Annotated in this window: 9 protein-coding genes; 2 read left to right on the top strand and 7 right to left on the bottom strand. The window is 56.6% G+C overall.

Annotated elements, in window-relative coordinates; translation table 11 throughout:
• Positions 1-56: 56 nt before the first annotated feature.
• The 3 genes from QWJ34_RS07760 to QWJ34_RS07750 all read right to left on the bottom strand — a co-directional run bounded on the left by QWJ34_RS07760 (position 57) and on the right by QWJ34_RS07750 (position 5,308).
• Complete coding sequence (locus QWJ34_RS07760) at positions 57-1,727, bottom strand: type 2 periplasmic-binding domain-containing protein (protein ID WP_302726648.1); 1,671 nt, start codon at positions 1,725-1,727, stop codon at positions 57-59.
• A 109-nt stretch (positions 1,728-1,836) separates the two neighbouring features.
• Positions 1,837-3,444, bottom strand: a complete 1,608-nt coding sequence (locus QWJ34_RS07755; RefSeq protein ID WP_302726647.1) for a response regulator transcription factor — start codon at positions 3,442-3,444, stop codon at positions 1,837-1,839.
• 22 nt (positions 3,445-3,466) lie between these two features.
• Positions 3,467-5,308, bottom strand: a complete 1,842-nt coding sequence (locus tag QWJ34_RS07750) for a sensor histidine kinase (RefSeq protein ID WP_302726645.1) — start codon at positions 5,306-5,308, stop codon at positions 3,467-3,469.
• Positions 5,309-5,452: 144 nt separating this feature from the next.
• Here QWJ34_RS07750 and QWJ34_RS07745 point away from each other — a divergent pair, with 144 nt between their 5' ends.
• Together QWJ34_RS07745 and QWJ34_RS07740 are read left to right on the top strand one after the other, a co-directional pair.
• The gene (locus tag QWJ34_RS07745) at positions 5,453-6,403 is read left to right on the top strand and encodes an ABC transporter permease (RefSeq protein ID WP_302726643.1); all 951 of its coding nucleotides are present in this window, start codon (positions 5,453-5,455) and stop codon (positions 6,401-6,403) included.
• Positions 6,404-6,418: 15 nt separating this feature from the next.
• Positions 6,419-7,291 (top strand): carbohydrate ABC transporter permease, encoded by an 873-nt coding sequence (locus QWJ34_RS07740; RefSeq protein WP_302726642.1) that lies wholly within the window; start codon positions 6,419-6,421, stop codon positions 7,289-7,291.
• Between the two features lie 46 nt (positions 7,292-7,337).
• On the opposite strand, the gene QWJ34_RS07735 is transcribed toward QWJ34_RS07740, so the two are convergent.
• From QWJ34_RS07735 to QWJ34_RS07720, 4 genes are read right to left on the bottom strand one after another with little or no spacing between them, the layout of a single operon-like run.
• Entirely contained in the window at positions 7,338-8,018 is a 681-nt protein-coding gene (locus QWJ34_RS07735) for a DnaD domain-containing protein (protein WP_302726641.1), read from the bottom strand.
• A 57-nt stretch (positions 8,019-8,075) separates the two neighbouring features.
• Positions 8,076-9,371: an asparagine--tRNA ligase gene (asnS, locus tag QWJ34_RS07730; RefSeq protein WP_302726639.1), complete on the bottom strand. Its 1,296-nt coding sequence runs from the start codon at positions 9,369-9,371 to the stop codon at positions 8,076-8,078.
• A 36-nt stretch (positions 9,372-9,407) separates the two neighbouring features.
• On the bottom strand, positions 9,408-10,616 hold the full coding sequence (locus QWJ34_RS07725; protein ID WP_302726637.1) for an acetate/propionate family kinase: 1,209 nt from the start codon (positions 10,614-10,616) through the stop codon (positions 9,408-9,410).
• Positions 10,613-11,485 carry a 3-hydroxyacyl-CoA dehydrogenase family protein gene (locus tag QWJ34_RS07720; RefSeq protein ID WP_302726635.1) on the bottom strand — a complete coding sequence of 291 codons (873 nt, stop codon included), beginning with the start codon at positions 11,483-11,485 and terminating at the stop codon, positions 10,613-10,615. The genes QWJ34_RS07725 and QWJ34_RS07720 overlap by 4 nt, the downstream gene beginning before the upstream one ends.
• Positions 11,486-11,781 lie beyond the last annotated feature (296 nt).

Raw genomic sequence — 11,781 nt, 5'->3', positions numbered from 1 at the left:
GTCTTCGACGGTTGGTCTTTAACGATTGCGATGATACTGCGGCCGGCTCCGCCCGTTTACTGCTGCCCGGATACCGACTTGTACCATTCATTGACTTCCTGCGTGATTTGTTCGCCCCCGTTGGCTTTCCAATTGGCGACGAACTCGTCGAACGCGTCGATCGGCAGCTGGCCGTAAATGATCTTGTTGAACGTCTCCATCTCCGACTGCCGCAGCAGATTCCACTTCGAGATCATGGTCGGCGTCGCCGCTCCCGTAAAGTAGTTTTGTCTGCGCACGTCCTGCTGGGACATAACCACTTTTGCCGCGTGCCAGTTCTCCGGCTTGCGGAACTCGGCCATCTGGCGCTCGAACGGCGTTGCCGGCTCTTCGCCGTCCGCCAGCTTGACCAGCGTTTTCATATACAGATCCGGAATGCGCGCCGGACCCGTCAGGAACGGGAACTCGTTGGAGAATTCCTTGATCTTGTCTTTGTCGCTGGTCGGTTTGCCGTCGATCGTATCCCAGTCGTAGCCTTTGGCGAAGCCGTATTCGTAGTCGCTTCCTTCGGCCGGGTTCGCCAGGTTGTCCAGCAGGTAGTTGTAATACAGGAAAATGGCTTCCGGATGCTCGGCGTCTTTGTTGATCATAATACTCGAGTTGACGCCGGAATTCTGCCACTTCGTGCCGATCAGCCCGTCCGGTCCTTCCGGTACCGGGTAAGCTTTGATCTTGGAGCCGGGAACCGTGCTCAGCAGATCGGGAGCCGGCCAGTCCGGTACCCAGTTGGCGCCGGGCAGAATGCCCGCCGTGCCTTTGGTCCAGCTCTCCGCCGCTTTCGATTCGCTCCACAGCGCGGAATCGGCGTGGATATAGCCTTTGTCCATCCATTCCCGCAGCTTGGCGAGCGCTTGCTTGGAACCGGGATTGATCGAGCCGTATTCCAGATTGCCGTCCGCGTCTTTGTTCCACTGCTCTTCGATCGTGCCGTACGCCCCGAACAGCCAGTCGAGCGAACCCATCCAGGTGTTGGTGTTGCTTTTGAGCGAGATGGCCAGCGGATATACTTTGTCGGGCGACAGCCCGTCCGGGTTTTCGTTTTTGAACTTGTCCATGATATTTTCCAGATCGGCGATCGTTTTCGGCGCTTGCAGATTCAGCTTCTCCATCCAGTCCTCGCGCAGCCACAGCTCGGTATCGTCGTTGTCCGTGTATTCGAGAATCGGCATATTGTATTTCTTGCCGTCCTTGGTAAACGGATACCACAGCTCGGGATGCTCGGCGGCATGGTCTTTGAGAATCCGGTTGGCGTATTTGTCGAACAGCTCGTCAATCGGCATAAACTGTCCGGATTCGATCAGCTGGTTCGTGAGCACGGCGTTGGTCGGCACCGGCACGAAATCGGGCAGTTTTTCCCCGGAAGCGACAGCGAGCTGCAATTTTTGTTTGTACTGGTCGTCGTTGGCCGGGTACCAGGTATCTTTGTGTTTGAGGCCCAGCGTATCCAGCATCCAGCGGTCGTGCACGTTGTTTTCTTTCGTATCGCCCTGAACGTATTTTTTGGGCATCAGCACGGTGCTGATCTCGATCGGCGGGTCGTATTTGCCGGCGGCGAACGCCGCTTCGGCCGCAGACGATCCGACGTCCGCGCTGTCCGCGCTTTTTCCGTCCGACGCTCCGCTGCAGGCCGTTACGGCAAGCAGTCCGGCTGCCGCAAGGAGTTTCCAGGTACTGCGTGATTTTTTCATTGCTCGATCCCCCCGTTTACTTGTCGACCTCTCTTACACTGGTTACTGTACCAACTTTTGCGGGAAGGCATCTATATGAGTTTGTTAGGCCCGATAGGACTTTGTCACGCTATTTCCCTCCGTCCCTGTATTCCTGCGGCGTCATGCCGAAATGGCGTTTGAACACTTTGATAAAATAAGCCGGGTCCATATACCCGATCTCCAACCCGACTTCGTACACTTTTTTATCCGTCGACTTCAGTTTCTGGCAGGCCCGCTCCATCCGCAAATTGACCACGTAATCGCTGATGCCTTCGCCCGTCTCGATCTTGTAGATCTTGGACAAATGCGTCGGGTGCAGATTCACATGATCGGCCAGCGCGCGCAGCGAGACGTCCAGATGCAGATTTTTGTCGGCAAAAGCCTGGACTTTGCGCACATAAGACGAGCGATTGTCGCGCACTTCGTTCGACGTGCCTTCTTTGAGCCGATGCAGCGCTTCGATCGACCATTTCCGCAGCCTGGCGATCGAAGCGAAAGCTTCTCCGCGCTGAAGAGGCTCGATCCCGCTTCCGAGCAGACTTTCCAGCTTATGTCCGCCGCGGTGCGCGAGATTGGTATAGGAAGCGGCGATCAGGAACCCGGCTTCCATGCAGTGTTCCCAGGATTCCGACCAGCTGTCGTCCAGCTCGTCGCAGACCTTCCGCAGCTTTTCTTCCGCCTCGTCCCAGCGCCCCGCTTCCAGCAGCGTTTCCAGCGAAGGCGACAAATACAGCGAACGCAGCGCGCCCTGCTCGGCCGGGCCGGCCGGCTCGCTCAGGCGCATCACGAACTCCCGCTCGTCTCCGACGATCTGGCGGAAATACGCGATCGCCCGTCCGAACGCATCCGGCAGCTCCTCGGGAAATCCGAACGGCTCGGTCATCACGATCGACAGCGAGCCTTTGAGGAACTGTTTGACTTTGACCTGGAGCTGAATCGCCAGCTTCTCCAGCAGAACCTCGCGTCCCTGCGGCGCGCAGGGCTTGAATTGAAGCAGAAACGCCAGGTAACCGTGCTCTTCTTTGACGCCCCAGACCTCCAGGAATTCGCCCATCACTTCTTCGGCCATATTGATAATCGCGTATTCGATCAGCGGCTGTCCGTTGTTGCGGTATTTGCCGAATTCTTCTTCCATCCGCACAAGCAGCAGCGCGCAGGCACCGACTTTGAACGGCAGCCCGTAGTTGTCCAGCCGGCGCGCCCATTCCTCGGCGGACATGCGCTGGCCGTCCAGCGCGTCCAGCAGCAGCCGTCCTCTGAGCAGCGGCAGATTCTCCCGCAGCGTATGGCTTGTCCGCTCCAGCGAACCGACCATTTCCCACTCCGCGTTCAACTGCCGGATCGCCGAACCGACCGCGTCCAGCAGCTCGCCGTCGGTCGGCGGTTTGAGCAGATAATCGACCGCGTTATGGCGGATCGCCTGCTTGGCAAACTCGAAGTCCGAATGTCCCGACAGCATAATACATTTGATCTTGCGGTCGCGGACTTGAATTTGTTCGATCAATTCGATTCCGCTCATCTCGGGCATCAGGATGTCCGAAATCACGATATCGATCGGATGGTTGTCGATCAGCTCCAGCGCTTCGTGCGCGGAATAAGCTTTGTGTACCTGCCCGATGCCGAGCGTATGCCAAGGTTTGTTCATCGCCAGGTTGTCGACCCAGTGGATTTCGTCGTCGACGATCATTAACTGCATATTCATTCGCTCCTTTTCCGGTTCAATGGCGTAAAGCCCGCATTTCCAGATACGTTTCTTCTTCGACCGCCTGCTCGTTTTGCGTATTTTCCGGGCTCTCCCAGAAAATCTCGGTACGGAAGCCGCCCGCCGGCGATGGGCCGAAGCGCAGCCCCGACCGGGTTCCGAACTGATGGACGATACGCTGATGCGTATTCCAGAGTCCGCAGCCCATTTCTTCCCGCAGCTCTTCCGTCATTTTTAGATTCAGCGCGGCATACTGCTCCGGCGTCATTCCCGGTCCGTCGTCGTCGATACGGATCAGGCAAAAACCGTTTTCCGCTTCGCCGGTAATCCGGATTTCGCCCGCCGTATACGTTTTGGCGACGCCGTGGATCACCGCGTTTTCAACGACCGGCTGCAGCATCAATCTCGGAATCTCCGCTTCCAGCAGCGGCTCCGGCAGTTCGATCCGGTAATCGATCCTCCCGTTCCTCAGCTTCTGGATACCGAGATAGTTGACGAGCAGCTTCACTTCTTCTTTGAGCGGGGCGATTTCTTTTTCCATCCGGGTCGTATAGCGGTAATACGCGCTCAAGTTGAACGCCATCGATACTACGGCTTCTTCGTCTTTCATCTGCGCCATATTGATAATGTAGCCGAGGCAGTTGTACAGAAAATGCGGATTGATCTGGGCTTGCAGCTGTTTGAGCGTCGCTTCGCGCGCGCGAAGCTTCTCGTTGAATACATTTTCGATCAGCTCTTGAATCCGGCGCGACATTTCGTTGAAGCTGTCGAATACGAACGAGAACTCGTTTCGGCTTCGCGCGTGCAGCCGTACCGAATAATCGCCGCTTTGCACCCGCAGCAGCCCGTCCATCAGCTTGCGGATCGGACGCTGGACGTTGCGGTACAGCAGAATCGAAGCCGAAATGCCCAGCACGAACAGCAGCGCGATCGACAAATAAAACAAATTGCGGCTGAACGCGATCGGACCCAGCACCTGGCCGAGCGGAACGAAGTCGATCAGTTGACCGTCGAGATACGAAGAAGCGGCCGAACTGACCAGGTAATCCTGTCCACGGAGCGCGACGACCCGCTGGGCGGTCCGTTCGAGCGGCCGGGCGTCGAGTTCCCCAATCAGCTCGTCCGTCAGTTCCCGGTCCGCGCTGCGGTTCAAGATCGGCAGTTCGTCTTTGCGATAATAAAAAGGATCTCCCTGTCCGTCCGCTTTGTACGTGTCGAGCATATTGCGGATATTGTCCGTGCTGAAGCTCGCTTCCACCACCGCGCTGCTGCCCGTCAGCACGCCCGGCAGGCCGAGCGAATCGGCATAGAGCCAGTGAAACGAAGAAGCGCCGCCGTTTGCCGCGTCTTCGCTTCGGCCGTCGTCGTAGTTCCACTGGCCGGTCATATTGCGTTTGAGATAGCCTTCGTCGTATTCGCCGCTGTGCGCATAGTTCGAGATTACCTCCCGATTCTGCTGCGAATACAAGGCGTACCGGGCGGGCCAAATATCCGATACGCCGGATTGCAGCACCATTTTCTCCCGCACCGCGTAGCGGGTCTGCATCCGGTCGTAGCGGTCGCCCCACAGATTCAATCCGTTGAAGTCCTGCACATTGGGATCTCTGGAGAAGGCCAGGCTGAAGTCCATCATCTGGCTGATTCTGGAGTCGATCTGTCCCGACAGAAACGTCAGCTGCCGGGCGCTCGACGTTTGCAGTTCGCGGCTTACGACATGGAAAGTGGCATCGTTCGAATACGTATACGCGAGCACGATCGGCAGAAACAAGATCGCGATCAAACTGTTCATTTTGGCGAATAGGCTGAACCGTCCGCGGGTCTTTCCCCGGCTTCCGGCTGTTACGGCTGTTGGCTGCATACGCTGCTCCCTCCGGATCGGCGTCCTAATAAAACCATATCGATCCTAACATTGTTATATATCAGCCCGCAGGGGCCCTTGATACTATTTATATATAGCAGAGAAGTTAGAGAGACACCACACACTTTGAAACGGGGGAACGCAATGGAAGCGAATATCAACGAGCGGGCGGCCGACACGGCGGCGCGGCGCAAACGCAGAAAAAAAGGCGGCAAACAGCCGTGGATTCTGCATCTTATGGTGCTTCCGGCAGCCGTACTGGTCTTTATTTTCTCCTATATTCCCATGACCGGCATCGTAATGGCTTTCCAGGATTACAAGCCCGCGCTCGGATTTGCCGAATCGCCGTGGGCCGGCCTGAAGCATTTCCAATACATGTGGGAAAACGACTACTTCCTCAAGATTACCGGCAACACGCTGTTTTTTGCCTGTACAAAGATCGTCATGAACCTGATCGTGCCGTTCGTGTTCGCGCTGCTGCTGAACGAAGTGCGAAAAATGGCGCTGAAACGCTCGATCCAAACGCTTGTTTATCTGCCGCACTTCCTGTCCTGGGTCACGCTGTCCGGCATCCTGATCGATATGCTGGCGCAGACCGGCCTGATCAACCAGTTTCTCGTGCACCTGTTCGGAATCAAACCGATCTTTTTCCTGGGCGACGGCGGCTGGTTCCGGTTCACGATTATTTTCAGCGACGTGTGGAAAGAATTCGGCTTCAATACGATCATTTTTCTGGCCGCTTTGTCGGGTATCAATCCCGCGCTGTACGAAGCGGCGGAAGTCGACGGAGCGACGCGCTGGAAGCAGACGCTGCATATCACGATGCCTTCGCTTGTGCCGATCACGATCGTAATCGCGACGCTTGCGCTGGGCAATGTGCTCAACGCCAACTTCGACCAGATCTTCAATCTATACAGTCCGCTGATCTATCAGCAGGGCGACATCATCGACACATTCGTTTATCGGGAAGGTCTGCTCAGCGGACAGTTCAGTTTCGCCACGGCGGTGAATTTGTTCAAGTCGTTGATCAGCCTGATCCTGATCGCCGTTTCGTACCGCCTGGCGTACCGGTTCGCCGGATACCGCATATTTTAGAAAGGAGACCGCCCCATGTATCACAAAACGCTGCCTTATCGCATTTTCTCGGTGTGCAACAATATCTTCCTGACCCTCGTCTCCATCGCCTGCCTGCTGCCGCTGCTGCATCTGCTGATGGTCTCGCTCAGTTCGACCGCTCCCGCCAACGCGGGGCTGGTCACGTTCTGGCCGATCGGCTTTACGTTCGAAGCTTATGCCAAAACGTTCGACAACGCCAATTTCCTTTCCTCGCTCTGGGTATCGGTGCAGCGTACGGTGCTCGGCACGGCGCTGGCGCTGGTCGTCAATACGACCGCCGCTTATGCGCTGTCCAAAGAAACCCGCGTCTTCGGCGCGCGCAATCTGTATCTGTGGTATTTCGTGGTCACGATGCTGTTCAGCGGCGGATTGATTCCGGGCTATATCCTGATCCTCAAACTGGGACTGATGAACTCGCTCTGGGCGCTCATCCTGCCGGGGCTGGTCGCCGTGTTCAATATCATTTTGCTGCTCAACTTCTTCCGGGGCGTTCCGAAAGATCTGGAGGAAGCCGCGTTTATCGACGGAGCCGGCCATCTGCGCACGTTCTTCAATGTCTATCTGCCGCTGTCGCTGCCGGTAATCGCGACGGTCTCGCTGTTTATGATGGTCGGGCACTGGAACGCTTACTTCGACGGGATTATCTACATCCGCGATTCGGAAAAACTGCCGCTGGCGAGCTTTATGCAAACGATCATCGTGCAGGCGGATATGTCGAAGCTCGATCCGGAAGCGGTCGCCAATCTGTCCCAGCGCACGATCCGCGCGTCGCAAATCTTCATCAGCGCGCTGCCGATCCTGCTGGTGTATCCGTTCTTGCAGCGGTATTTTGTGACGGGGATTGTGGTGGGAGCCGTTAAAGAATAAAAATCAAAGAAAAAGACGCTCTCCAAATTTACGGAGAGCGTCTTTCTTATCGTTGTCCGCGGAACTTCTGAGAATAAGCGCGGACGTCTTCGGGCGTACGGACGCGGTTGCGGCTCCATTCGAGCAGGATACGGTCGATGTAGCGGAAATGAAGCTTACCCGCGAACACGGCTTCTTTCAGAGCCAGTTGGATCAGCTCTTCGGGATAGCGGTCCTGGTCGATCCAGACGGAGATAGTTTCGCATTCCATCGGCGACAGCGGACGGGCGAATTCCTGTTCGAACAAACGGAACAGGTTGTCGACCGTTTCCGCTTCTTCCTCGCGGACGGCCGGGCGTTCGGCCCGGCGCTGGCTGCGGCGCTCTTCCGCCAGGCAGCCGCCCAATCTCTCGTACAGGCCGGCGAGATTGTAGCGTTCGTAGCGGATGCCGGACGGCGTATCCTCGTCTTCGTGAATCGCGAGGAAGCCGTCCTTGATCAGCCGCTGAAGCTTCGAGGCGAGTTCGCCCGGCTCCAGTCCGGTACGTTCCTGAAGTTCTTCGAGCGTCGGGAAATCGTTCAGTTCGGCTTGACGGTAAGCGATGAGCTGGATCAGCAGCATCGTTTCCTCCAGGCTGAGGTCCAGCTTGCGGTAAAAACGCAGCAGGGCGTGAGGAAGATGAACCTGCGGCGATTCCATCGCATGGGAGACTCCCATGGCCCAGGTCTTCCAGGCTTCGTCGTTCACCCGCTTGTTCCTCCTTCCGCCTGCGATATCGGCTCTGCGCAGCATGCGTAAAGCGCCTTACGGATAAAGACGGTACAGCATGCGCGGGAACGGAATCGTCTCGCGAACATGATCGAGGCCGCAGATCCAGGCTACGGTGCGTTCCAGGCCGAGGCCGAAGCCGGAGTGCGGAACGGTACCGTACTTGCGCAGGTCCATATACCATTTATACGCGTCGGAAGTCAGGTTGTGCTGCTCGAAGCGTTCTTCCATCAGCTTCGGATCGTCGATGCGCTGCGAGCCGCCGATAATTTCGCCGTAACCTTCCGGCGCGATCATATCCGCGCACAGCACGACTTCCGGACGATTCGGATCGGGCTTCATATAGAAAGCTTTGATCTCCGCCGGATAGTGCGTGATGAAGACCGGTTTGTCGTAATGATTCGCGATCGCCGTTTCGTGCGGCGCGCCGAAGTCTTCGCCCCACGGCACCTCGAAGCCGTTCTCGTTCAGGAATTTGATCGCTTCGTCGTAGGTGATGCGCGGGAACGAGCCCGTAATCTGCTCCAGCTTCGTTACGTCGCGCTCCAGCGTTTCCAGCTCGGCTTTGCAGTTCGCAAGAACGGACTGCACCACATGGCTGACGAACTGCTCTTGAATTTCCAGACTTTCTTCCAGCTCGACAAACGCCATTTCCGGCTCGATCATCCAGAACTCGATCAGGTGGCGGCGGGTCTTGGACTTCTCGGCGCGGAACGTCGGTCCGAACGAGTACACTTTGCCCAGCGCCATCGCCGAAGCTTCCATGTACAGCTGTCCGCTCTGCGTAAGGTACGCGTCTTCGTCGAAGTATTTGATATGGAACAGTTCGGTCGTGCCTTCGGCCGACGACGGCGTCAGGATCGGCGGGTCCATCAGCGTAAAGCCGCGGGTATCGAAGAATTCGCGTACCGCGCGGACGATCTGGGCGCGAACGACCATCACCGCGCGCTGTTTCGTCGAACGCAGCCACAGATGACGATGGTCCATCAGGAAGTCGACCCCGTGCTCTTTCGGCGTAATCGGGTAGTCTTCGGTGATATGCAGCACTTCGATGCCCGTTACGGTCATTTCGTAGCCGGATTTGCTGCGCGGCTCCTCGCGGATAACGCCGGTGACGTAGAGCGAGCTTTCCTGCGTCAGGCTTTTGGCGTCGTTCCAGATTTCTTCCGATACTTCGTTTTTGACGACGACTCCCTGGATATAGCCGGTACCGTCGCGAAGCTGCAGAAATTGAATCTTGCCGCTCGAGCGTTTGTTGTTCACCCAGCAGCCGATCCGGACGGTTTCGCCGACGTGGCCGCTGACGCCGCGGATGTCTGTTTTGATGGACATGACAGTCATTCCTCTCCGTATGTTAAACTTGGTCGATTAATCTTGGTTCGATTCCACGATCCGGTACGTATCGCGCGCGATGACGAGTTCTTCGTTCGTCGGCACGACCAGCACGTCCACTTTGGAGTTCGGCGTGGAGATGCGGCGCGGATCGCCGGAGCGGATCTTGTTCAGTTCTTCGTCGATCTCGATGCCGAGGTACGACAGATTTTCGCAAACGGCTTTGCGCACGATCGCGGAGTTTTCGCCCACGCCCGCCGTGAATACCAGCACGTCGACGCCGTTCATGGCCGCCGCGTACGAACCGATATATTTGCGCAGACGGTATTCGTACATTTCGAACGCCAGCGTCGCGTTCGCTTCGCCTTTTTCCCAGCCGTCCGTAATATCGCGCATATCGCTGCTCACGCCCGAGATGGCCAGCAGGCCGCTGTGCTTGTTCAGCATGGAGTTCATTTCGCCGACGCTAAGCTCTTCTTTGTTCATGACGTAAGGCACGATCGCCGGGTCGAGGTCGCCGGAACGGGTCCCCATCATCAGGCCTTCGAGCGGGGTCATGCCCATCGACGTATCGACGGATACGCCGCCCTGGATAGCCGTCAGGCTGCCGCCGTTGCCGATATGCGCGGTGATGATCTTGAGGTCTTCGATCGGTTTGCCGAGGAATTCGGCCGCAGCCAGGCTGACGTAATAGTGCGATGTGCCGTGGAAACCGTAGCGGCGCACTTTGTATTTGTTGTACAGCACGCGCGGAATCGCGTACAAGTACGATCTTTCCGGCATGGTCTGGTGGAACGCGGTGTCGAATACGACAACCTGCGGCACGCCCGGCATGTTGATCTCGGACGCTTCGATGCCCATGATCGCGGCCGGATTGTGCAGCGGAGCCAGATCGATCAGCGCGCGGATATTTTTCTTCGCTTCTTTGTCCACCAGCGCGGATTCGTTGAAGAATTCGCCGCCGTGCACGACGCGGTGTCCGACCGCGTTGATTTCTTCGACGCTTTCGAGCACGCCGTGCGTTTTGTCGGTCAGCTTGTCGATAACTTTGCGGATCGCGGTGTTATGCTCCAGAATTTCGCTGACTTCCACCACTTCTTCTTTGCCGGCCGCCTTGTGGGTCAGAATGGAGGAATCCATCCCGATGCGTTCCACCAGGCCTTTGGCCAGCACCGATTCGTCGGTCATGTCGTACAGCTGATATTTAAGCGAGGAGCTCCCCGAGTTGATTACGAGTACTTTCACAGTCTGTCACCGTCCTTGTCGTACTTGAAAAAGCCTTCGCCGGTCTTCGTGCCGAGATGTCCCGCGCGCACCATCTTCTTGAGGATGATCGCCGGACGGTATTTGAGATCGCCGTATTCGCGGAACATGCCGTCGAGCGCGGCCAGCACCGAATCCAGACCGAAACGGTCGCACATTTCGAGCGGTCCGCGGTTGAACTGGTAGCCGATTCTCATCGCGTCGTCGATATCTTCGGCGGAAGCGACGCCTTCTTCAAGCACGTGCAGCGCCTCGTTGATCAGCGTGCAAATCAGGCGGGTGGACACGAAGCCCGGGGACTCGTACACCATGACGCCTTTTTTGTCGAGCGTTTCTTCGACGAAATATTTCGTCGATTCGAACGTCGTGTCCGACGTTTTCAGACCGCGGATGATTTCGACCAGATTGATCGACGCCACCGGGTAAATAAAGTGCATGCCAATAACGCGCTCCGGATGCAGGGTGGAGCTGCCGACCTCCGTCAGGCTGAGCGCCGAGGTGTTGCTGGCGAGAATAATATGAGCCGGACAGACCTGGTCGAGCTGGGCGAAGATCGCTTTTTTCGCTTCAAGGTCTTCCGTAATCGTCTCGATGACCATATCGCAGCTGCCGAGATCCGCCAGGTGCGTCACTTTTTGAATGCGCGACAGCGTCAGCTTTTTCTCCGCGGGCGTGATCCCCCACTTTTCAAGCTTCTTGTCCAGGCTGGTCTCGATCATGCCGTACGAATAGTCCAGCTTCGCGCTGTCTTTCTCCACGAGCAGCACATCGAGTCCGCGGGACGCGAGCATCTCCGCGATCCCCTGTCCCATTACCCCGCCGCCGACGACGCCTATTTTTTTGAAATTCATCTCTATATTCATCCTTTCTGGTCTCTCCTGCAAGATTGTCCACTCCTACAGCCGACAAGAGCATCTTGCAATCCCAACATCTAATCATATCTTAGCATATCCGAAATGTAAAAAAGAAATTACCGCTTAAAAAGTTTCGGAGCGCTTCCGATTTATGTGAATGCAAGCGGACAGTTTGTGCTCGGAGGACATATACTTCTATCATAAGCCTTCGGGCTTGCACAATGGTAAAAAAGTTGCGGATATTTTGTGAAGTCGGGACAGAAAAAGGCCCGGTAAAAGGAAACGAAATCCGG

Origin of the sequence: Saccharibacillus sp. CPCC 101409 (genome assembly GCF_030518235.1) — a bacterium.
Lineage (GTDB): Bacteria > Bacillota > Bacilli > Paenibacillales > Paenibacillaceae > Saccharibacillus.
This window is presented reverse-complemented; position numbering and strand designations above follow the sequence as displayed.

Excerpts from the sequence above, each read along its gene's own strand:
- QWJ34_RS07755 (WP_302726647.1), bottom strand. The coding sequence starts at position 3,444 with ATGCAGTTAATGATCGTCGACGACGAAATCCACTGGGTCGACAACCTG.
- asnS (WP_302726639.1), bottom strand. The coding sequence starts at position 9,371 with ATGTCCATCAAAACAGACATCCGCGGCGTCAGCGGCCACGTCGGCGAA.
- QWJ34_RS07720 (WP_302726635.1), bottom strand. The coding sequence starts at position 11,485 with ATGAATTTCAAAAAAATAGGCGTCGTCGGCGGCGGGGTAATGGGACAG.
- QWJ34_RS07745 (WP_302726643.1), top strand. The coding sequence starts at position 5,453 with ATGGAAGCGAATATCAACGAGCGGGCGGCCGACACGGCGGCGCGGCGC.
- QWJ34_RS07740 (WP_302726642.1), top strand. The coding sequence starts at position 6,419 with ATGTATCACAAAACGCTGCCTTATCGCATTTTCTCGGTGTGCAACAAT.
- QWJ34_RS07750 (WP_302726645.1), bottom strand. The coding sequence starts at position 5,308 with ATGCAGCCAACAGCCGTAACAGCCGGAAGCCGGGGAAAGACCCGCGGA.
- QWJ34_RS07760 (WP_302726648.1), bottom strand. The coding sequence starts at position 1,727 with ATGAAAAAATCACGCAGTACCTGGAAACTCCTTGCGGCAGCCGGACTG.